Raw genomic sequence first — 20,995 nt, forward strand, 5'->3', positions numbered from 1 at the left:
ATCAGTTTCATCAAATTTAAAAAAGAATAACTAAGAAAAGAACCGCACGTGTGAACCGAACCATTTTCCTGTCTGCAAAAACGAACGGCACATGGACGTGGGAACAATCAGGTTGTGACTGAGAGAAGTGGCACACCAGAAAGGCAGCCAGGCCGATAGCAAGGCGCTATCGAGGCAGTTTTACCCCCAGAAATACGGCCTTTTATGCGTTTGGATTGTCTTGCGGATGCCATTTGAATGGGGTCGGCCAGAACGGCCCGGATACCGGAAAACCAGGTCGACACGATGTGGATAAACCGCAACGGCCGGATAAGTACGCGCCAACTCGACCGGTTCAAGCCGCAACACGGTTGGCTTTATCCAGTGTCTGCCATCGTAAGGTCGGCCGTAACGACAGGCGCCCGTCGGCATGGCGGCTTTCCGGACGTGGTAAAGTGCCGCCACGACACGATGGACAGAACAAGCATGAAGATCGGCATTGCCTGCAACGCCTTCGGCTACAGCGGCGGTTTCGAACGCTACGCGCTCGACCTGGTGAACGGTCTGAACCGGCTGGGGATTCGTCCGACCTTCTTTGCCCGCCGCTTCGACAGCACGCTCGCCGAATACCGGATGATCGAGCCGGTCGAGATTGCGGTCGGCTGGCTGCCCGGCAAGCTGCGCGACGGCGCGTTTTCCCGCGCACTGTTAAAGGAAAAGGCCCGCCACGGCGTCGAGCTCATGATCGGCTGCAACCGCAACACCGCATCCGAGATCGCGGTGTGCGGCGGCACCCACCGCGGCTACCTCGCCGCCAGCGGCAAGTCGGCTGGTTTCTGGGATCGCCGCCAGATCGCGCTGGAACAACGCTTCTACGCCAATGCGCGCCGGGTGATCGCGCACTCGGCGCTGATGGCCGAGGAACTGACCGCGCTCTACCGGGTGCCGGCAGACAAGCTTGCGACGCTCTATCCGCCGGTCAGCGGCGAACGCTTCACTACTGTCGGCGATGAGCAGCGGCTGGCGCTCCGCCACCGCTTCGGCCTGCCGGCCGACAAGGTCGTGTTCGTGTTCCCGTCGTCCAGCCACCAGCGCAAGGGGCTCGCCGTGCTGCGCGCGGTATTCGAAGCGAGCGACCTGCCGGTGCTGTTGGTGGTGGCCGGCCGGCCGCTCGACCAGCCCGGCCGTAATCTGGTCGACCTCGGCTATCAGAAGAACATCGAACAGCTCTACCAGGCGGCCGACTACACCATCCTCGCGTCGAGCTACGAGCCGTTCGGCCTGGTCGGCATCGAATCGGCGCTGTGCGGCACGCCACTGGTGTTGGCGCGCAATATCGCCTGTACCGAGGTGCTCGGCGACGCCGCCTGCCTGCTGTTCGAGCGTAATGACCCCGCCAGCCTCGCCGCAGCGCTGGCCGAGGCGGTACGCCGGGTGACGGCAGGCAAGGCCAGGTTGGCCGAACCGCGCCGCGAGATCGGCTACGACGTCGACGTCACCCGTCACGTCGAACAGCTGCTGGCGGCCGCCGGCGTGCGGTAGAATCGGCGTTTTGTTCCGGCTTGTCCCCTTATGACTGCTCCTGCCAAGCGCGCCACGATTAGCGTGATCGTGGTGGCGATGAACGAAGCCCACGATATCGGCGACTGCCTGCGCTCGGTGCGCGACTGGGCCGACGAGATGATCGTGTTCGACTCGGGCAGCACCGACGGCACGCAGGCGCTGTGCCGCGAACTGGGCGCGAAGGTGTTCGAGACCGACTGGCCGGGCGATGGCCCGCAGAAGAACCGCGCGCTCGATCAGGCGACCAGCGACTGGGTGCTGTGCCTCGATGCCGACGAGCATGTCGGTGAGGTGTTGCGCGGTGAAATCCTGCAATTGCTCGCAAATAACAGCGAACAGGCGGCGTTCTCCACGCCGCGCCGTTCGCGGTTCTGCGGTCGTTTTATGGCGCATTCCGGCTGGTGGCCGGACCGCATCGTGCGCTTGTTCCGCCGCGAAAAAGGCCGCTTCACCGACGTGCGCACCCATACGCATCTGCAGATCGACGGTTCCACTGGCCGCTTCGACGGCCCTATCATCCACTATGCGGTCGCCGACCTGCACGAGTCGCTCGCCAAGGTGAACGACTACTCGAGCGCCGGCGCGCTGACGATGCAGGAACGCGGCAAGCGCGCCTCGCTCGGCTCGGCGATCGGCCACGGCTTCTGGGCGTTCTTCCGCACCTATGTGATCAAGCGCGGCTTCCTCGACGGCGCCGAAGGCTTCGTGCTGGCGGTGTCGAACGCCGAGGTGTCATACTACAAGTATGTCAAGCTGATGCTGATGAACAAGCAGAAAGCGCGCTGATCGCGACTCGATAACGTAAAAAGCCGGCTGATGCCGGCTTTATTGCACTGCACGATTTGTTCGACACCGACCGCCAAACTGGGCTAGATTTAGTCTGATGGCATGCCGAGGGAGCATGCCGCGGCCCACGGAGGAGGACGGTCATGGACACGGCAAGCATCGAGTTCGGCGAGGCGACACCCGAGCAGGCGCCGGCGATCGGCCTGCTGCTGCGCGAACACGGCCCGAACGCCTGGAACTGGCTGCCCGAGGACGGCGTCGCCGCGACGCTGGCCGAACTGGCCGCCGGCCGCGGCGGCGCGCTGTTGGCGTGGGCCGGCGGCGATATCGTCGCCGCGCTGATCTGGCGCCGCGACGACCCGTACCCGGCGGTGCGGCCGGCCGATATTCCTCCTGAACAGGCGGCGTATCTGGCCGAGGCGGTGGTCCACCGCGACTTCGCCGGGCGGGGACTCGGCGGCCGGCTGCTGCGCGAACTGAACGGCCGGCTGGCCGAACGCGGCATCCGCTGGTTGTGCGCCGAACGGCACGAGGAAAACCTCGGCTCGGCCGGGATGATGCGCAAGGCTGGCTACAGCGTGCTGACCGCGTACGACGACCCGCGGCGCCGCCACGCCGGCAACCGCCGCACCGCGGTGTGCGGCCGGCGGCTGGACGAGGCGGGCAGCCGGCTGGCGCATGTGCGGCGGATGGCCGAGTACAACCACTGGATGAACGAAAAGCTCTACCACGCGCTGGAAGAGCTGCCCGAGGCGGCGCTGAGCAGCAATATGGGCGCCTACTTCGGCTCGCTGCTCGGCACGCTCAACCACCTGTTGGTCGCCGACCTGCTCTGGTTGAAGCGTTTCGCCGAGCTGCCGGGCGCGGCCGCGCTGGCATCGCTGCGCGAGCGACCCGCGCCGGTCGCGCTGAACAGCTGGCTGACGCACAGCCTGGCCGGCGGTCTGGCCGAGCGCCGCCTGTTCGACCGCCTGCTGCTCGACTGGTGCGCGACGCTGTCCGAGGCCGAACTCGACCAGCCGCTCAGCTACCGCTCTATGCGCGGGGTGGCCGCCACCAAGCCGCTGTTCCCGGTGCTGATGCACTTCTTCAACCACCAGACCCATCACCGCGGCCAGTTGACTACGCTGATGTCGCAGCTCGGGCTGGATCCGGGCGTTACCGACCTGATCGTGCTGGTCGGCGACGTGTAGCGAGCCGGTCAACGCGCAAAAAAGCCGCCATTCGGCGGCTTTTTTCATCGTCGTCGTTCAATGCGCTACCCGGTCAGTCGAACAGGCTCGGCGTCGCCGTCAGCGCCCAGTCGACGGTGCCGCGGCCGCGCGCGGCCAGCCAGGCGTTGGCCTGCGAGAAATGGTGGTTGCCGAAGAAGCCGCGGTGCGCCGCCAGCGGCGACGGGTGCGCCGAGCTCAACACGCCGTGCCGGCCGGTGTCGATCCGCTCGATCTTGCCCTGCGCCCAGTTGCCCCACAGCAGGAACACGCAGCCGGGATTCTGCACGTTGACCGCGTCGATCAGCGCGTCGCTGACCCGCTGCCAGCCGAGCTTGCCGTGGCTGCCGGCGCGGTCGGCCTCGACGCTGAACACGCTGTTGAGCAGCAGCACGCCCTGGCGTGCCCACGGCGTCAGGTCGCCGCTGTTGGCCGGGCCGACGGCGAGATCCGCCGCCAGCTCCTTGTAGATGTTGCGCAGGCTCGGCGGCACGCGCACCCCGTCCGGCACCGAGAACGACAGCCCCATCGCCTCGCCGGCGCCGTGGTACGGGTCCTGGCCGAGGATCACCACCCGCACGTCGGCCGGCGCGCCGAAGGTCAGCGCGTTGAAGATCAGCTCGCGCGGCGGGTAGATCGTCTTGCCGTCGTGCGCCGCGGCCGACAGTGCGGTGTCGATCGTGGCAAGCGTGCGGGCGCAGCCGGGCTGGCGCAGCACCGCTTCCCAGTCGGGGTGGACGCGGTTCAGGGCGGGGGAAAGGTAGTCGAAATTCATGGCTTGCCTGCGGGTTGGCCATCGGCCTGCGCGCGCCATGCGGCGCGCAAGAAAAAAGGCGGCCTGCGGCCGCCTCGTGGTGCTGGCCGGCTGGCTCAGTAGTGCGCCATGCTCGGGTCGACCTCGTTCGCCCAGGCGTCGACGCCGCCCTTCAGGCTCAGCACCGGCTCGAAACCGGCGTTGGCGAGGAACAGCCCGGCGTGGTAACTGCGCACGCCGTGGTGGCAGACGGTGACGATGGTCACGCCGTCCGGCAGCTCGCCCATCTGCAAGGGGATCCGGTTCATCGGCATGTGGCGTGCGCCGGGGATGGCGGCGATCGCCACCTCCCAGTCTTCGCGCACGTCGAGCAGCAAGGGCGGCTGGCGCGACGCGTCGGCCAGCCAGGCGGCCAGCTCGACCGCGCCGATTTCCTGGACGCCGCTCATCAGAAGCTGAAACGGTCCGGTTCGGCGGCGTCGATCGCGCTCAGGCGGTCGATCACCACGTCGAACAACACCGTTTCGCTGAACACGCCCTGGCTTTCGTGCTTGATGCGCAGCGCGCGCATCATCGGCAGGTCGCCGACCACCACCACCATCCGGCCGCCGACCGCCAGCTGCGCCTTCAGCGTTTCCGGCACCACCGGCAGCGAGCCGCCGACGTAGATCGCGTCGTACGGCGCCTGCGCGGCGTGGCCGTGCAGGCCGTTGCCTTCGACCAGCGTGACGTTCTTCACGCCGGCCTTCCTCAGGTGGGCGGCGGCCAGCGCCGACTGCGCCGGGTCGATCTCGACGCTGTACACATGTTGGCCGAACGCGGCGAGCAGTGCGGTCACGTAGCCCGAGCCGGTGCCGATCTCGAGGATCTTGTCGTCGGCTTCGACGTCCAGGTCCTGCAGCAGGCGCGCTTCCACCTTCGGCTGCAGCATGCGGCTGCCGTTGGGCAGCGGCAGCTCGGTGTCGATGAACGCCAGGGTCTTCTGCGCCTCGGCGACGAATTCCTCGCGCTTGACCTCCATCAGCAGGTCGAGCACTTTGAGATCGAGCACGTCCCACGGACGGATCTGTTGCTCAACCATATTGAAACGGGCTTGTTCAAAATTCATTGACCGACTCCGGCTGCAAGTGCATGAGATAACTTGCGATTATCCCATATTTGCCGTACCTTCACAGCACTGCGGGCAGGCTGGAAATCGTTTCCAGTGGTTTGCCCGCCCGAATGTCTGGCATCGCTAGGGGTCCTGCGCGGTTTTCGCGCCGGTGAGAAACACCCTTGGAACCTGACCCGGTTAATACCGGCGTAGGGAAGCGTACAAGCCGCCAGCCCCTGCTTGGGGGCAGTCCGTGCGGCCATCCCGTCTCCTGCGTCGAAAACCCCACACTTTTCGCAGGAGTTACTCCGATGACTACACCCGCCGACCTCAACCTGGCGATGAAGGTGGACGAAGCCGCCATCCAGCCGCTGCCCAATTCCCGCAAGGTCTACGTCGAGGGCTCCCGCCCCGACATCCGCGTGCCGATGCGCGAAATCAGCCAGCACGACACCCCGACCCAATTCGGCGGCGAGAAGAACCCGCCGATCTACGTGTACGACTGCAGCGGCCCGTATTCGGACCCGGCGGTGAAAGTCGACGTGCGCGACGGTCTGGCCGCCTTGCGCGCCGCCTGGATCGACGAGCGCGGCGACACCGAACAGCTCGCCGGTCTGTCCAGCGAGTACGGCCGTCAGCGCGAAGCCGACCAGAGCCTCGACCACCTGCGCTTCAACCTGAAACGCAAGCCGCGCCGCGCCAAGCCGGGCTGTAACGTCACCCAGATGCACTACGCGCGTCAGGGCATCATCACGCCGGAGATGGAATACATCGCGATCCGCGAGAACCAGAACCGCCAGGCCTACCTGGAATCGCTGTTGGCTACCGGCCCGATGGGCGAGAAGCTCGCCAAGCTGATGATGCGCCAGCACCCGGGCCAGAACTACGGCGCCGCCCAGGTCGACACCATCACCCCGGAATTCGTCCGCCAGGAAGTGGCGAGTGGCCGCGCGATCATCCCGAACAACATCAACCACCCGGAATCCGAGCCGATGATCATCGGCCGCAACTTCCTGGTGAAGATCAACGGCAACATCGGCAACTCCGCCGTCACCTCGTCGATCAGCGAAGAAGTCGACAAGATGACCTGGGGCATCCGCTGGGGCGCCGACACCATCATGGACCTGTCGACCGGCAAGAACATCCATGAAACCCGAGAGTGGATCCTGCGCAACAGCCCGGTGCCGATCGGTACCGTGCCGATCTACCAGGCGCTGGAAAAGGTCAACGGCAAGGCCGAAGACCTGACCTGGGAAATCTTCAAGGACACGCTGATCGAGCAGGCCGAACAGGGCGTCGACTACTTCACCATCCACGCCGGCGTCTTGCTGCGCTACGTGCCGATGACCGCCAACCGCATGACCGGCATCGTGTCGCGCGGCGGCTCGATCATGGCCAAGTGGTGCCTGGCGCATCATCAGGAAAACTTCCTCTACACCCACTTCGAAGACATCTGCCAAATCATGAAGGCGTACGACGTGGCGTTCAGCCTCGGCGACGGCCTGCGTCCGGGCTCGATCTACGACGCTAACGACGACGCACAGCTCGGTGAACTGAAGACGCTGGGCGAACTGACCCAGATCGCCTGGAAGCACGACGTGCAGGTGATGATCGAAGGCCCGGGCCACGTGCCGATGCAGTTGATCAAGGAGAACATGGACAAGGAACTGGAATGGTGCGACGAGGCGCCGTTCTATACCCTGGGGCCGTTGACTACCGACATCGCGCCGGGCTACGACCACATCACCTCGGCGATCGGCGCCGCGCAGATCGGCTGGTACGGCACCGCGATGCTGTGCTACGTCACCCCGAAGGAGCACCTCGGCCTGCCGAACAAGGACGACGTCAAGGAAGGCATCATCACCTACAAGCTGGCCGCGCACGCTGCCGACCTCGCCAAGGGTCACCCGGGCGCGCAGATCCGCGACAACGCGCTGTCCAAGGCCCGCTTCGAGTTCCGCTGGGAAGACCAGTTCAACCTCGGCCTCGACCCGGACCGCGCCCGTTCCTTCCACGACGAGACGCTGCCGAAAGACAGCGCCAAGGTCGCGCACTTCTGCTCGATGTGCGGCCCGCACTTCTGCTCGATGAAGATCACCCAGGACGTGCGCGACTACGCCGCCAAGCAGGGCTTCGCCGAAGGCGAGGCGCTGGTCAAGGGCATGGAAGCGAAGGCGATCGAGTTCGTGAAGGGCGGCGCCAAGCTGTACGACAAGGTGTAAGCGCGGGCCGTTCGGCCAACGTTGGATAGTAAAACGGCAGCCTGCGGGCTGCCGTTTTTGCGTTCGTGCCTCAACGCGCTGAGACGGGTTTGCCTGCGGGCTTGTGCAGACTATGTTGTCATAGAGGCGGGTGTGGATAAGAGCGGCTGGAAGACCTCGGTGGCAGTCCTGACGCCTTTTTTACGTCGTTAAGGACGTTCAATGTTCGTTATGACTCCCACAACCGGAGGAGTTCTCCCATGAAGCTATTTAGCGCTGTTGTATTGGCGTTCGCGCTTACCGGATGCGCCACGCAGCAAGGCATGCCAGCCAATACACAGGCCTCGCGCACAGAAAGCTGCAAGGTCACGTCAGAGCAAGAGATTGCGGCGTTGTTTGATCGGTGGAATCAGTCACTGCAAACACACGATCCGCACAAAGTGGTCGCCAACTATGCGGAGCGGTCAATTCTGCTTCCTACGGTATCCAATACGCCTCGCCTCACCGTTGCAGAGAAGTTGGACTACTTCCATCACTTCCTAGAAAACGGCCCATCCGGAAAGATTGACCTGCGTAGCATTGAGCTGGGCTGCAACTCTGCCCTTGATGCCGGGCTATACACTTTCACCTTCGCAAAAACGGGCGCCGTCGTTCATGCCCGCTATACCTACACCTATCGCTGGGATGGGTCGCAATGGCTAATTACCAGTCATCACTCGTCGGTCATGCCGGAGAACAAGTAACAGGGGCATAACCCAAACGTTAGGCCGCATCAATCGCGTGAGAATCCTCTGCGAGGAGAAGGCTATGAATACCGACTCGACGAACTCCCCCGCTGACTTCGAGCTGCACCTGCATTTTGCCGTTCCCGGCGAACGCCTCTTCGCCGCGCTCGCTACCGCGGATGGGGTCAAGGGGTGGTGGACGCCGTTTAGCGAAGTGGGCGAGAGCGTCGGTAGTCGGTCGTCGTTCCACTTTCCCGGCGACGGCTTCTTTGCCGTGATGAAAATTTTACGGCGGGAACCGCCACGGCTGTTGGAGTGGGAATGCGTTGCCTCCAAGCACAGCGAAACCACGGGATACACCGATTTGCATGACTGGGTCGGCACGCGGATTCGATTCGAGATTAAGGACTTGGCTAACGGCGAGTCACAACTCGACTTCACGCACGTTCGTCTCAATCAGTTGGAGTGCCTCACCTCGTGCAGCAGCGGGTGGTCGTTTTTCCTCAATGAGAGCCTGCACGGCTACCTGGAGAAGGGCAAAGGTCAGCCGTGGGATAGAGAGGCTTGAGATGACTGACTGATCGTTCCTTCCAGCGCACGGCCCAGCCGCTGAGCTCAAACGTTAGACGCCTACGAGGAGCCCTCATGCTCGATCAACCCCAGATCGTGCAGACCTGCGCCCAGCCCACCGCGATCATCCGGCTGACGGTGCCGCGGGCGGTGAGTCGGCAGGTCATGGAGCCGGTTGGCCGCCGTCGCCGCCTTGGCCATAGCCTGAGGCCGGTCCCGCTAGTTGTCTGCACACCGTCGCCGCTTTCATCCCACCGTTGAGGAGAACATCATGAACTTGCATGCAACAGGAACGTTTGAGGTCAACCTGTCCCCACAACCCTTGCACGACGCAGCGGCAGGCTCGGCGCTGGGCAGGATGTCGATCGACAAGCAGTTTTTCGGCGACCTCGAGGCGAGCAGCAAAGGCGAGATGCTGTCGGCCGGAACGGCCGTCAAGGGCTCGGCGGGGTACGTGGCGATAGAGCAAGTGACCGGCACGCTGCAGGGCCGCACTGGCACATTTGTCCTCCAACACAGCGGAACGATGACGCGCGGCTCGCCCCAGTTGCTGATTTCCGTCGTTCCGGACTCCGCTACCGGTGAGCTGTCGGGGCTTTCCGGTCAGCTAGCGATCGAGATCGTCGACGGAGTGCACCGTTACGAGTTCGAGTACAGCCTCCCCGAGGCGACTTAACGCCACCCATCCCGATGAGCCAGCGCCAGGGTCAGCCAAACAGGCTGCCTGGCGATTGAAATCGCGTTTTTCCCTGTATCCCAACATGCTGCCCGGCAGGCTGAAATTGATTTCTTAACAATTAATTTTTATGAATAAAGAATGATTGCGCCGGCAAGGCGCGGTTGAGCTAAAAACCCAAAATGCTACGCCACGGGGAGCATCGCCATGTTAGACAGGTTATTCAAGCTGACCGAACACAACACCAACGCCCGCACCGAGGTGATCGCCGGCCTCACCACCTTCCTGACGATGGCCTACATCATCTTCGTCAACCCGACCATCCTGTCGACCACCGGCATGGACAAGAGCGCGGTGTTCGTCGCTACCTGCCTGGCTGCCGCGACCGGTACGATCATCATGGCCTTCGTGGCGAACTGGCCGATTGGTCTGGCGCCCGGCATGGGGCTGAACGCGTTCTTCGCCTTCACCGTGGTCGCCGCGATGGGCTACACCTGGCAACAGGCGCTGGGTGCGGTGTTCATCTCGGGGACGGTGTTCATCATCTTGACCGTCACCGGCATCCGCTCCTGGTTGATCTCCGGGGTGCCCAAGTCGCTGCGCTGTGCGATCGGGGCGGGGATCGGGCTGTTCCTCGCGATCATCGCGCTCGGCAATGCCGGCATCGTGGTCGCCAATCCGGCCACCAAGGTCGGCCTCGGCAACCTGCACTCGCCGACGGCGCTGCTGGCCATCTTCGGCTTCTTCGTGATCGCGGTGCTGGACGCGCTGCGCGTGCGCGGCGCCATCCTGATCGGCATCATCGCGGTGACCGTGCTTAGCATGCTGCTCGGTCTCAACCAGTTCAACGGCGTGTTCTCCGCACCGCCCAGCCTTGCGCCCACCTTCCTGAAGCTCGACATCGCCGGCGCGCTGCACGGCGGCTTCATCCAGGTGATCCTGGTGTTCGTGCTGGTCGAGGTGTTCGACGCGACCGGCACGCTGATGGGCGTGGCGCGCCGCGCCGGTCTGATGGAAGGGGAACGCTACAAGGGCCTGGGCCGTGCGCTGTTCGCCGACAGTATCGCGATCTTCCTCGGCTCGCTGGTGGGTACCAGCAGCACCACCGCCTACATCGAGAGCGCGTCTGGCGTGCAGGCCGGCGGCCGCACCGGGCTGACCGCGCTGACCATCGGGGTATTGTTCCTCGCCTCGCTGTTCCTGGCGCCGCTGGCCGGTTCGGTGCCGGCCTACGCGACCGCGCCCGCTCTACTGTACGTGGCTGGCCTGATGCTGCACGAACTGCTCGACGTCGAGTGGGAAGACATCACCGAGGCGACGCCGGCCGCACTGGCCGTGCTGGCGATGCCGTTCACCTACTCGATCGCCAATGGCCTGTCGTTCGGCTTCATCGCCTACGCCGTGCTCAAGCTGTTCACCGGCCGCGTCAAGGAGGTCCATGCGGCCAGCTGGGTCATCGCCGCACTATTCCTGATCAAATACGTCTTCTTCGGCTAGATCCTGTACAGGGCATCGGTCCTTAACGGCAAGCGTGAGCGCTGGGATCAGATGAAAAACGGCAGCCCATGGGTTGCCGTTTTGCGTAGGTCCGGACGGTGGCCCAGTGGAAGAACAGCACCCGCGCGCCGACGATCCAGCAATACGCCGCGTACCCCGGATAGTGACCGAGTAGGGGTGAAGGCCGCGCAAATGGTCTATGAACATAACTCGCAGCCTGCCAGGACCTGCTAAAGCAGGCCCCTTAACTCAAGTGTTGGGCGGACAGAGCGGTACGAACCGGATTGGCAGAATGGTTGCTCAGACACGACAGCAATGGTCCCAGAGGGTGACGGAAAACAGCAATGCCTTGGATCTGGAGCCCGGCGTGTTCACTCTCGATGACCCTCGTCAAATCGCCTTGTCGCTGCAGAGGTCGGCCGAGCGTAGCGACAGAAGGAAGACGGACCCGTTTCGCTCGGCGATGTCGATGCTCAACTTCTACATCAATCGAATGGGACGCAAGCTGTCAGCCCCACAGCGTGAACGTCTGGAGATGGCAAAGGATGAACTCCGTGCACTCTATGGAAAACCACGGCGAAGGCCGTGAGGATGAAGACTGAAGCGCCACCTAAGCTGTCCATCGAGGGGGTGGTCACCAGCAAGCGGCTGCCCGCCCGATGAAGGCTGCGCAAATGGTCGACGAAAAACGGCAGCCCGTGGGCTGCCGTTTTACATAGGTCCGGACGCTGGCTCAGTGGAAGAACAGCACCAGCGCGCCGACGATCCAGCAATACAGCGCAAACGGCCGCATCGCGTTCACCTCGTGGCGCTTGAACCAGCTCATCAGCGCCCACACGCTCAAATACGCCACCACCCCGGCCACCACCCCGCCGACCAGCGCGGTCTGGAAGATCGCCGGGTCGGCCTGGCGGGCCAGCTTCGGGATCTCCAGCACGCTGGCGCCGACGATGATCGGTGTGGCCAGCAGCATCGAGAAGCGCGCCGCCGCGCCGTGGCTCAGCCCGGCCCAGAAGCCCGCCACCATGCTGGCGCCCGAGCGCGAAAAGCCCGGAATCAGCGCCAGCGACTGCGCGAGACCCACCCCCAGCGCCTGCGAATAGGTCAGCTCGGTCAGCTCCTTGCGGCCGCGGCTGCGCGCCTTCTCGCCGACGAACAGGATCACCCCGTTCACGATCAGGAAGATCGCCGCAAACATCACGTTGGCGAACATCCCCTTCAGTGCCTTCTCGAAAATCAGCCCGAGCAGCGCTGCCGGCACCGTGCCGACCACCACCAGCTGCAGCTCACGCCGCGCCACCGGGTCGCGTCCGCCGACCAGGCTCTTCGCGTAGGCGATCCAGTCCTGGCGGAAATACAGCAGCAGCGCCACCGCGGTGCCGAGGTGCAACAGCACCACCACCGGCAGGAAATGCACCTTCAGGAATTCGGGCGTCAGGTTCCAGTGAAACGCCCACGGCGTCAGCACCGCGTGCGCCACGCTGGAGATCGGAAACAGCTCGCTGATGCCTTGCACGATGGCCATCAGAATGGTTTGCAGCAGTGTCATGGCAGGGTCCTGTGGATAACTGCCGGGAATTGTAGCGGGCCCGTGTGAACGGATTTGTTACGAGATGCACAGGATCCGGCCGCTGGTGTCGGCTTGGTGGGGAAATCGCGAGCGGGCGCCCGGCGCCAAGGACGGTACGCTGGCCGTAGATGTATTCCAATGGGCGGTCTTACCAGGGGCGCCGAAGCGGGCGCCAGCCCTACTGATCGAGCCGCTCGGGCGAAGACACGACGTGTTTGCCTGTATGTTTACGTCAACCCTTTTGTCATAGACGCTGATGTGGCAAGCTGTCCAGAGTGGTCGGGGCTGAACAAAACGGCAACCGACGCCTTTTTTTTACGTCTTTTAGGACGTCTAATTCTAGTTAGGCCCCAGAGCTCATGGACACATTCCTTCAGCGCGTGTATGTCGGCGAGATCAAGACTCAGTGCCAGTTCGCGCTAAACGCGATAGGCGGTTTGAACAATGCGCTACAGCAGCTTGGGGTCGGCTCCACTCCAGACGCAGCCAGGCGTACGTTCTTTCATGCTGAGGTGTTCCGACAGATACATAGCTTTCTCACCCACGCTAGCAACGTATCCAGATTGTTCTGGCCGCCTGTTCCGAAGCAACGGGAGAACGAATCCGCGAACCAGTACGAAGCGCGGATCGGACAGATCGACAAGGTTCAGCGAGCAGTCTCACTAAGGCAGCTATACGCGCTAGACGAACACAACTGCCTGCGGAATCGGACGCTCCGCGACCACCTAGAGCACTACGACGAACGACTAGATCATTGGCGGCAAACCAGCGTCAATCGAAATATCGCAAGTGACACAATTGGCCCTCGGAACGCAATCGTCGGCTTGGCCGCCACGGACATGATGCGCTGGTTCGATCCGTCGAGGAATGCGTTTAGCTTTCGCGGCGAGGAATACGATCTTCAGGAGCTTGCGACTGCGATCGATCGGCTCTTGCCACAATCTGTGCAATTGGAGTCCGCGTTGTGGGAGCATCAAATTGGACAGGCCTAACCCTTCCTTCAAGCGGACCCGCCTACGGCGGTCCACTTAAGTCAAACGTTAGGTGCAGCATGACTACTCACCAAGAGCAGTGGGGGCGTGATGAATTTATTTCCGCGCTTACTTTGCGATTCCCCAAGGTTGCATCTGAGATCATGGACATCTCAGAGGGACTACTTCATTGCGAAATGGGAGACTTTGCACGTTGCACGCTTAGTGCAATCCAGGTAGGTAACTTCACCCTAGTTGAAGAGCACTTTCGCTTCTTGGAGGAGGTCCGTAGCAGGGCTTCCAGTGAGCTATTGAATGCGATCGTTGTGTCGTATCTGGAAAACGTCTTTCTCGGCGAGTCTGCCCAAGCTTTCTTGAAGGCGCGAGATATGCTCGGAACAACCATGCTCAGGGATTTGGAAGGCTTAGAAGAGCATTGGAGGAATATGGCCTAGTCAACTAAGCACCTAACAAGTCAATCCAGCGGACCCGCTGAAGCGGGCCGCTGATCTCAGGCGTTAACCGTTAAAACCAAAGAGGTTCGGCCAACCTTAGCGTTTTGGCTGTTTCAGCAGGTTGGCCGAAGGTGCCCGTTGCTTGTTTGGGTGCTCTTCGTCGGAGCCATCCGTTTTCCCCACCGGGTAAGTGGGCCAGGCGTTGAGCAGTTTGCTCCGGTGGGGCAAGCCGGCGGGGTTTCAGGGTTCAGACGGTGTCAGGCTGTTTGGCGTAAAAGCGCGGTTTCAGGTTTTGTTAGGCATCGGGTCGTAGGAGTGGTTTGTGCCTAACTGTTCGTTCAAACGGGACCGCCAAAAGCTGGCGCTTTTGTCGGCCCCTTAACTCAGGCGTTAGAAGGCAAGAATGAGTTTAGAGGTTATTGAAGAGTCCAATCTTCTATCACTACAGTGCGATGATAATTCACTGTATGTAGAACTCATTGTGTTGGCCTCTGATGGTGCTAAATACAAAGTGTTTGCGCATAACAAAGATACAAGCCAGATTCAGGTAAAGTTTATTGGGTTAAATATAAGGGCTGGCTTTACCACTTATGAAGGGGTGCCTTCACTAGGGGAAATTGAAAGTATCAGTATGCATTCAAACATTTTGACCTTAGAAGGCGACATTGGGGCAATCACCATTACTGCTGATAGTGTGGTTATTGAGCCCACGGTCTAACATTTCGTTGAAGACGCGCCCTTTGGGCGCTGGGACCTGCTGGCGCAGGCCCCTTAACTCAGGCGTTAGCCTTCTATGAACATCAGAAAATTCACCGACAACGACTTTGCCACCGTTCTTGAGATTTACGCGCTATCCAAGCTTGATGAACTCAGGTTTGAAGATCGCCATTTTGAGCTCATTCCACTGGATAAAGACTTGGCTCGTTTAGCGTTGTTTAACGAATCAGATGTTATTGTCTGCGAGGATGATGGAATTGTTGGTTTTGCTGCAAGTTGCGGAACGGAAATCAGATCGCTATTTGTTCATCCAAACGGCAGAGGAAAAGGTATTGGAAAGCGTCTCTTGGAACATATGCTATCCAAAATATCCGGATCAGTTACTTTGCACGTTGCAAAATCCAATACCGTAGCAAAGAACCTATACACTCAATACGGATTCAAAATTGTCAAGGAATTTGAGGCTTCGTATAGTGGTGTTACTGTTTTGGCCAATACAATGCAGCGCTTTCCAGAAAACGGCTAACACGGCGGTCAACCGGGATGCCAAAATGCTGGCGCATTTTGCCACCAGTTACCTTTATCGTTAGGGCCAATTAATTCGCCCCGCGTTGGTTTGTTTTTCATCCGCGATTTCGTGGCCAATTACGGTCGGTGGCTATGGCTACACCGATTAGACATTATCTACTTTGCTGCTCATGCTTGAGTTTATGTTAGAAATTTTTGGTGAATTTCTGCTTCAGTTACTTCTAGAAATGCTAGTTGAGCTTGGGCTACATTCGGTAGTAGAACCATTTCGGCCATCACCGAACCCTTGGCTTTCCGCTCTCGGCTACTGCATTTTTGGCGCTGTTATTGGCGGCATTAGTCTCTTGGCATTTCCCGTGCACTTGATGCACACTGAACATTTACGACGAATCAACCTTATGATCACTCCCATCATGGTTGGCTTGCTTATGTATGCCATAGGAGCTTTGCGGGCACGCCGTGGTCAGACATTGCTGCGCATAGACCGATTTGCGTATGGGTATCTATTTGCCTTCTCACTTGGGCTTATTCGCTTCTTGTTCGCCAAGTGAAAAGATAAATAGCTAGTGATATTTTTGATGCCATCGTGGTAAAAACCGGGTGGTAATTAAAAACGATGGTGGTGAATGCCACCAGTAAAAGACGGTGGTACGCGTAGGTCCGTGCTTCTTGGTAGGCATCCTAACATTGCCATTAACTGGGACACGCGGCGCGCCGCGTGCCCGTTGTGTCATTCGTTAGGTACGGCAAGTTTAACGATTTTGCAAATCAACTACAGTTTGGCTGAATGGTGATGTTTTTTAGGTCGCTGGGTAGCGAGTCTTTGTTTAAAATTGTAGTTGTTTTTGATTTTGGAACAATTTTAAATATGAATAAATTAAAAACTATACTTGCAGCTTCTATCTTTCTGTATGCTGGTGGGGCAATTGCAGGAGAAGACGCGCTAATGTATAAAGAGGCCATGGCTGATTACAAAGACCATTATGTTAAATCTGAAAATAACAAGGCCTTCGCTCTATCTCCAGACGGCGCATGGGGCTTTGTTAGTGATATGACCACGGCTGAATTTGCCAAAGAGGCCGCATTGCGTGAATGCTCGAAATCCCTGAAATCTGGTGAGCGTCCCTGTGCGCTCGTAAATGTAAATGGCGAATGGATTTAGCAGACGCTAAAAGTAAAGTGCGAAGCAGTAGGGCTGCTTGGGAAGGTGGTACTTATCAGGCAGCCTAACACCAAAATCAACCGGACGCGCTGCGCGCGCCGGTTATTTAGCGCGTTAGAAGAGACCAATGGAGACGTTATGCCAAGCGTGCTAATTGAAGTAAGGCAACAATACACGCAGGAGCAAGAAATAGCTCTTATGGAAGCTGTTCATTTGGCTCTGCGTGAGGCTTTCAAAATTCTGCCGGGTGACAAAAATGTTCGCCTAATTGTTCACGAGCCACATCGTTTTGCATGTCCTCTCACTAGAGAAAAGCCTGAGTTTTATACCCACATAAGCATTGACGCTTTTGCGGGGCGTTCCCTCGATGCAAAACGGACTCTTTATCAGGCCATCGTTAATAACCTTGAGCTATTTGGCATACCAAAAGACCACGTAAAAATTCTTCTCAGGGAAATATCAAAAGAGAATTGGGGTATTCGTGGGGGCCAAGCTGGTTGTGATGTTGAGTTGGGCTTCAAGGTGGAAGTCTAGTTCTAACTTTTCGTTCAAAGGGGCTGGTAAAAGCGTGCCGCTTTTACCAGCCCCTTAACTCAGGCGTTAGCGTGAGGAGCAGATGACACCGTCCCCCGAAGTGCAATGGCCCGATGCCTACCAACCCGGCCACTGCCCCGTCCATGTGCGTAACGAACTGGACATGGCGGCCAGTCCGGCATGCGTGTGGGCATGGTTGACGCGCGCCACGCTGTGGCCCGGTTGGTATGCCAATTCCGCGAGCGTCCGCCTTCTCGACGGGCTGGGGCACGACCTTCAGGCAGGCACCCGCTTCCGCTGGAAGACCTTCGGCATCACCATCACGTCGACGGTGCTGGAGTATGTGCCGGGGGAGAGGATCGCGTGGGATGCCCGGGCTTTCGGCATCGACGCCTATCACGCCTGGGTGTTGCAGCCATCCGAGCGGGGTTGCCGGGTGCTGACCGAGGAAACCCAGCACGGTTGGCTGGCCCGTCTCAGCGACCTGGTGATGCCCTGGCGCATGCACAAGTATCACCAGCTGTGGCTGGGGGCGCTGGAGCGCCAGGCTCAAGCCGGCTGGCCGCCGGCCGTCTAGTCTAATCAACCGTTCCGCTGAGCCGTTTTGGGCGGGGGCGGAACGCCAACGTCACTCCTCGAGGGACATGCCTGTATGAACCTCAACCAAGTCACCCTCCCCGCTGCCGACATCGAGCGGTCCGCCGCGTTTTACCGTGCGATGGGCTTCACCCAGATCGTCGGTGCGCCCCACTATGCGCGGTTCGAATGCCCGGAGGGTGAGGCGACCTTCTCGATCCATCAGGTGGATCACTTGCCGGCCGAGTCCGGCGTCGTTGTCTATTTCGAGTGTGTCGATCTCGATGCCCGGGTGGCGCAGCTGCAGGCGCAAGGCATTGCGTTCACCCAGCCACCGACCGACGAGCCTTGGCTGTGGCGTGAGGCCCGCCTGAAGGACCCGGCGGGTAACGAGCTTTGCCTGTTCTGGGCCGGCGAGCAGCGCAAGAACCCGCCGTGGCGGCTCAAGACGAGCTGAGAGCTCTGCGCCGTTATGCGCCGAACCGATTTGCTGCATAGGAGCCTTGCCTTGGCATTGGAATGGAAAGAGACGTTGGACGGGGTGGACTGGGCGGCGCTCGCCGCACTATATCGCGCCACCCCGCTGGGCGAGAAGCCGGCGGCCGATCTGGCCGTGGCGTTTGCCAACAGCCGGTTTCGCTGCTTCGTGTTCGACGAGGGGCGGTTGGTCGGGGCCGGGCGGGCGTTGGCCGACGGGGTCGATTGTTCTTACATCTGTGATGTGGCGGTGCATCCTAGCCATCAGGGCCAGGGTATCGGCAAGGCGATCGTGGCGCGGCTGGTCGCGCTGTCGCAGGGGCACAGGAAGATCATCCTGTACACCTTTCCCGGCAAGGAGGGCTTCTACCAGCAGCTCGGCTTTCAGCGCATGACTACCGCCATGGCCTTGTTTGACAACCCGGTCCGGGCGCTGGAGAAGGGGCTGATCGAGGACAACTAGCGGGTCATTTGCCCGGGCGCGCAGTGCTGAGCGCTGTTTCCGCTTTGGTATCGCGGGTTAACGGGTCCAGGACAAAAGCGGCTCGCATTGACTAGTGCAGGAGAGTTTTGTTTGCGACTCTTACAATCCGCATTTCACCAACGAGGAAGCCGCGTGCATGGTGGTGTCCGACGACATCGACGTCATGCTGCCGACCGAGGAAAAATTCAGGACCTTCACGCCGAACCCGATCTGCGACGCGACGCGCACCACCGAGGAGCTGGTTTGCCGTCGTGCGACAGTCGGCAAGCGGTCGACGAGACGGTGCGCAAGACCGCCACCGCCGCCGGCAGCACGTACAAGGCGCCGTAGGACCACTGTTTCATGTCCGGGCACGGTTTCCAGGATCTGGACGGCGATATCTGGGAACGGATTTATCTGGAGCCTGGTCACGCCTGACGGCAGGCCGGCCAGCAATGACAAGACCCCATTTGGGAAAGGAGACGTGATGTATCGAATGGCCTTTGCATTGACCGCCCTGCTGGCGATAGCCGGCTGCGCGGCGAAGGAAGCACTACCCATGCCTGAGACGGTGGGCCTCAGTTGTAGCGCTAACAAGCTGGATGACCAGGCACTGGTCGGCAAGACCGAAACGGACGCCGCGACCTTGCTGAAGGGCTGCCCATGGCGGGTTTCGGAACGGGATGGTCAGAGCCTTCCCGGCACGATGGACTATGTGCCGGAGCGGCGTAATCTGGGGCTCGCCGGCGGCAAGGTCATCTGGGTGCGGCGCGGCTGACATGTTAAGGGTGCTGTCACTCGGGGCGTTGCTGCTGATGGCGCTGGCGATGACGGGGCTGTGGCTGCGCGGTGCGTTGTTCTCGGCGGCGCCTGTCGTCGTTGCGGCGCAGTGCGCCGCGGTCGCGCTGATGGTCTGGGCCCGGGTGAGCTTCGGGTGGCGCAGCTTCCACGCGGCGGCGAATCCCACGGCCGGCGGGCTGGTCACCTCGGGGCCGTACCGCTTCATTCGGCATCCGATCTACACCGGGGCCTGCTTGTTTGGCTGGGCCGGCGTGCTGGTGGATGGGGCGGTGATGAGTATCCTGTTGGGCGGGGTGCTCGTTGGCGGCGCGCTGGCTCGAATGCTGTGCGAAGAGCGGCTAGTGGCGGCGGTTTACCCGGAGTATCGCGAGTACGCTCGAACGACGAAACGGATGCTGCCGCACGTCTTCTAGCGGTCGGTTTTCGTGGCCCTGGGGACGGCTAGGCTGGCGGCGTCGGGAGGCTTGGCCTAGCTTGAGTTTGTTGGGCAGTCGAAGCCCTTGCCGGGTGCCCGGCTAGCGGTGCGTAAGGACCCACGAATCAGGAGGCGCCGCATGGAGGAACTCCTCAAGAAGCTGCCGAATTGGCTGATCCTGGCGGCGGCCGCCTATGTCGTCCTGCTGGTGAGCTACGCCATCATCGACAACCGGACGGTGGAACTGTGGCCGCCGAAGATCTACGCGAGGAATGAAGCGTCGGGCCCGGCCTCGACCAAACAGCCCAGTTTGCCGAGAGTCAGTATCGACACGGTGACGCGGGTGTTCCCCACGACGGAGTGTCCGGAACGGCTGCCCGCCGCGCTGGGCCGGGCCCAGGTGAGCAATGTCCACCAGGCCACCTGGGGCGGCGAAGGCGGGTTGCTCTGGTTCGGTGCGTTACAGGGAAATACCGTGTTGCTGTCGTGTCCACAGACCGCGTCGCTGATCATCGTCGGGGCGGCGGGCCCGGAGGCCGACGCCACGAAGAGCGCGGTCGACGCGTTGGTGAGCCAGCTCGCGAAGTGAGAGGGCGGTGCCCGGTAACCGTTCGGCCAACGTTAGCCATCGGCGGACAAGGCTCGCCGAGCTCATGCCTGCCGCTTAGCGGCTCGGCCCCAGCCTGTTGGCGTCATCGTGCTGCCTCGAGCGAGGTCCCATGGTCGAACACATTGCGGCAGACATCGTCGTACTGATCCACTTCGGTTTCGTGCTGTTCGTCGTGCTGGGCGGCTTGCTGGTGCTGCGTTGGCCCCGGCTTGCCTATGTTCACCTGCCGGCCGTTGTCTGGGGAGCGCTGCTCGAGTTCTTCGGCTGGATTTGCCCGCTGACGCCGCTCGAGCAGCAGTTGCGCCAAGCCGCCGGCGAAGTGCCGTATCGGGGCAGTTTCATCGCGCACTACCTCCTCCCCTTGCTGTACCCGGCCGGCCTGACCCGCTCCGTTCAGCTGGTGCTCGGGGCGGTGGTGCTGCTCGTCAACGGCGCCATCTACGGGCTGCTGCTGTATCGGCGCGCGCGGGGCAGGTATCCCGGTCGCTGAGCAGACACGGGGCGTGGCCGCGCTTCTGTGCAGCGAAGCCGCGTTCCGGTTTGCCTCTTCCCGCCTTTTTGCCGCCAACCCGGCTGTGATCGGGTCTATAACAGGCTTTCTACCAAGGTCGCGGTACGCTGCCTAACAGACCGAATCGGCATCAACGCACGGGACGGGCCG

Annotated in this window: 27 protein-coding genes and 1 riboswitch; of the genes, 22 read left to right on the forward strand and 5 right to left on the reverse strand. The window is 61.2% G+C overall.

Translation table 11 applies throughout. The features are described from left to right. The first annotated feature begins 465 nt into the window (after positions 1–465). From ACZ2IA_RS14235 to ACZ2IA_RS14245, 3 genes are all read left to right on the forward strand, one after another. Positions 466–1,521: a glycosyltransferase family 4 protein gene (locus ACZ2IA_RS14235; protein WP_470293248.1), complete on the forward strand. Its 1,056-nt coding sequence runs from the start codon at positions 466–468 to the stop codon at positions 1,519–1,521. A gap of 30 nt (positions 1,522–1,551) precedes the next feature. Beyond that, a complete protein-coding gene (locus ACZ2IA_RS14240; RefSeq protein WP_470293249.1) occupies positions 1,552–2,328 on the forward strand; it encodes a glycosyltransferase family 2 protein in 777 nt (258 codons plus the stop codon). Positions 2,329–2,471: 143 nt separating this feature from the next. Beyond that, positions 2,472–3,521 (forward strand): DinB family protein, encoded by a 1,050-nt coding sequence (locus ACZ2IA_RS14245; protein WP_470293250.1) that lies wholly within the window; start codon positions 2,472–2,474, stop codon positions 3,519–3,521. A gap of 73 nt (positions 3,522–3,594) precedes the next feature. On the opposite strand, the gene ung is transcribed toward ACZ2IA_RS14245, so the two are convergent. The 3 genes from ung to ACZ2IA_RS14260 form a co-directional block, all read right to left on the reverse strand. Further along, the gene (ung, locus tag ACZ2IA_RS14250) at positions 3,595–4,314 is read right to left on the reverse strand and encodes a uracil-DNA glycosylase (protein ID WP_470293251.1); all 720 of its coding nucleotides are present in this window, start codon (positions 4,312–4,314) and stop codon (positions 3,595–3,597) included. Between the two features lie 95 nt (positions 4,315–4,409). Next, positions 4,410–4,742 carry a rhodanese-like domain-containing protein gene (locus ACZ2IA_RS14255; protein WP_470293252.1) on the reverse strand — a complete coding sequence of 111 codons (333 nt, stop codon included), beginning with the start codon at positions 4,740–4,742 and terminating at the stop codon, positions 4,410–4,412. Further along, positions 4,742–5,401, reverse strand: coding sequence for a protein-L-isoaspartate O-methyltransferase family protein (locus ACZ2IA_RS14260; protein WP_470293253.1), 660 nt, complete (start codon positions 5,399–5,401; stop codon positions 4,742–4,744). Before ACZ2IA_RS14260 ends, ACZ2IA_RS14255 begins: the two co-directional genes overlap by 1 nt. 118 nt (positions 5,402–5,519) lie before the next feature. Then, positions 5,520–5,619: riboswitch (TPP riboswitch) on the forward strand. A gap of 108 nt (positions 5,620–5,727) precedes the next feature. Here ACZ2IA_RS14260 and thiC point away from each other — a divergent pair. From thiC to ACZ2IA_RS14290, 6 genes are all read left to right on the forward strand, one after another. After that, on the forward strand, positions 5,728–7,608 hold the full coding sequence (gene thiC / locus ACZ2IA_RS14265) for a phosphomethylpyrimidine synthase ThiC (RefSeq protein ID WP_470293341.1): 1,881 nt from the start codon (positions 5,728–5,730) through the stop codon (positions 7,606–7,608). 239 nt (positions 7,609–7,847) lie between these two features. Continuing rightward, on the forward strand, positions 7,848–8,330 hold the full coding sequence (locus tag ACZ2IA_RS14270) for an SgcJ/EcaC family oxidoreductase (RefSeq protein WP_470293254.1): 483 nt from the start codon (positions 7,848–7,850) through the stop codon (positions 8,328–8,330). Between the two features lie 64 nt (positions 8,331–8,394). Next, on the forward strand, positions 8,395–8,880 hold the full coding sequence (locus tag ACZ2IA_RS14275; protein ID WP_470293255.1) for an SRPBCC family protein: 486 nt from the start codon (positions 8,395–8,397) through the stop codon (positions 8,878–8,880). A 273-nt stretch (positions 8,881–9,153) separates the two neighbouring features. After that, positions 9,154–9,558 (forward strand): DUF3224 domain-containing protein, encoded by a 405-nt coding sequence (locus ACZ2IA_RS14280; protein WP_470293256.1) that lies wholly within the window; start codon positions 9,154–9,156, stop codon positions 9,556–9,558. A 207-nt stretch (positions 9,559–9,765) separates the two neighbouring features. Next, positions 9,766–11,055, forward strand: a complete 1,290-nt coding sequence (locus ACZ2IA_RS14285) for an NCS2 family permease (RefSeq protein WP_470293257.1) — start codon at positions 9,766–9,768, stop codon at positions 11,053–11,055. 292 nt (positions 11,056–11,347) lie between these two features. Then, positions 11,348–11,644 (forward strand): DUF3175 domain-containing protein, encoded by a 297-nt coding sequence (locus tag ACZ2IA_RS14290; protein ID WP_470293258.1) that lies wholly within the window; start codon positions 11,348–11,350, stop codon positions 11,642–11,644. A gap of 144 nt (positions 11,645–11,788) precedes the next feature. Here the strand turns inward: ACZ2IA_RS14290 and ACZ2IA_RS14295 are convergent, their stop codons facing one another. Further along, positions 11,789–12,604, reverse strand: coding sequence for an undecaprenyl-diphosphate phosphatase (locus ACZ2IA_RS14295; protein ID WP_470293259.1), 816 nt, complete (start codon positions 12,602–12,604; stop codon positions 11,789–11,791). Between the two features lie 380 nt (positions 12,605–12,984). Here ACZ2IA_RS14295 and ACZ2IA_RS14300 point away from each other — a divergent pair, with 380 nt between their 5' ends. The 9 genes from ACZ2IA_RS14300 to ACZ2IA_RS14340 all read left to right on the forward strand — a co-directional run bounded on the left by ACZ2IA_RS14300 (position 12,985) and on the right by ACZ2IA_RS14340 (position 18,508). Next, the gene (locus tag ACZ2IA_RS14300; protein ID WP_470293260.1) at positions 12,985–13,617 is read left to right on the forward strand and encodes a hypothetical protein; all 633 of its coding nucleotides are present in this window, start codon (positions 12,985–12,987) and stop codon (positions 13,615–13,617) included. A 59-nt stretch (positions 13,618–13,676) separates the two neighbouring features. Next, complete coding sequence (locus tag ACZ2IA_RS14305; protein ID WP_470293261.1) at positions 13,677–14,051, forward strand: DUF7674 family protein; 375 nt, start codon at positions 13,677–13,679, stop codon at positions 14,049–14,051. 403 nt (positions 14,052–14,454) lie between these two features. Continuing rightward, positions 14,455–14,769 carry a hypothetical protein gene (locus ACZ2IA_RS14310; protein WP_470293262.1) on the forward strand — a complete coding sequence of 105 codons (315 nt, stop codon included), beginning with the start codon at positions 14,455–14,457 and terminating at the stop codon, positions 14,767–14,769. Positions 14,770–14,844: 75 nt separating this feature from the next. Next, positions 14,845–15,294, forward strand: coding sequence for a GNAT family N-acetyltransferase (locus ACZ2IA_RS14315; protein WP_470293263.1), 450 nt, complete (start codon positions 14,845–14,847; stop codon positions 15,292–15,294). Between the two features lie 789 nt (positions 15,295–16,083). Then, a complete protein-coding gene (locus ACZ2IA_RS14320; protein ID WP_470293264.1) occupies positions 16,084–16,458 on the forward strand; it encodes a hypothetical protein in 375 nt (124 codons plus the stop codon). 138 nt (positions 16,459–16,596) lie between these two features. Next, entirely contained in the window at positions 16,597–16,992 is a 396-nt protein-coding gene (locus ACZ2IA_RS14325) for a tautomerase family protein (RefSeq protein ID WP_470293265.1), read from the forward strand. An 82-nt stretch (positions 16,993–17,074) separates the two neighbouring features. After that, on the forward strand, positions 17,075–17,569 hold the full coding sequence (locus tag ACZ2IA_RS14330; protein WP_470293266.1) for an SRPBCC domain-containing protein: 495 nt from the start codon (positions 17,075–17,077) through the stop codon (positions 17,567–17,569). Positions 17,570–17,644: 75 nt separating this feature from the next. After that, entirely contained in the window at positions 17,645–18,025 is a 381-nt protein-coding gene (locus ACZ2IA_RS14335) for a VOC family protein (RefSeq protein WP_470293267.1), read from the forward strand. A gap of 51 nt (positions 18,026–18,076) precedes the next feature. Continuing rightward, the gene (locus ACZ2IA_RS14340) at positions 18,077–18,508 is read left to right on the forward strand and encodes a GNAT family N-acetyltransferase (RefSeq protein WP_470293268.1); all 432 of its coding nucleotides are present in this window, start codon (positions 18,077–18,079) and stop codon (positions 18,506–18,508) included. 120 nt (positions 18,509–18,628) lie between these two features. Here the strand turns inward: ACZ2IA_RS14340 and ACZ2IA_RS14345 are convergent, their stop codons facing one another. Then, on the reverse strand, positions 18,629–18,964 hold the full coding sequence (locus ACZ2IA_RS14345) for a hypothetical protein (RefSeq protein ID WP_470293269.1): 336 nt from the start codon (positions 18,962–18,964) through the stop codon (positions 18,629–18,631). A gap of 31 nt (positions 18,965–18,995) precedes the next feature. Between ACZ2IA_RS14345 and ACZ2IA_RS14350 the strand changes: the two genes are divergently transcribed. The 4 genes from ACZ2IA_RS14350 (at position 18,996) to ACZ2IA_RS14365 (ending at position 20,824) form a co-directional block, all read left to right on the forward strand. Beyond that, entirely contained in the window at positions 18,996–19,286 is a 291-nt protein-coding gene (locus tag ACZ2IA_RS14350) for a hypothetical protein (RefSeq protein WP_470293270.1), read from the forward strand. 1 nt (position 19,287) lies between these two features. Next, positions 19,288–19,722 carry a methyltransferase family protein gene (locus ACZ2IA_RS14355; RefSeq protein WP_470293271.1) on the forward strand — a complete coding sequence of 145 codons (435 nt, stop codon included), beginning with the start codon at positions 19,288–19,290 and terminating at the stop codon, positions 19,720–19,722. A 141-nt stretch (positions 19,723–19,863) separates the two neighbouring features. Next, complete coding sequence (locus ACZ2IA_RS14360) at positions 19,864–20,313, forward strand: hypothetical protein (protein ID WP_470293272.1); 450 nt, start codon at positions 19,864–19,866, stop codon at positions 20,311–20,313. Positions 20,314–20,443: 130 nt separating this feature from the next. Beyond that, the gene (locus ACZ2IA_RS14365; protein ID WP_470293273.1) at positions 20,444–20,824 is read left to right on the forward strand and encodes a DUF2784 domain-containing protein; all 381 of its coding nucleotides are present in this window, start codon (positions 20,444–20,446) and stop codon (positions 20,822–20,824) included. Positions 20,825–20,995: the final 171 nt, after the last annotated feature.

The sequence above is a fragment of the Crenobacter sp. CS_VA4 genome (genome assembly GCF_055597485.1).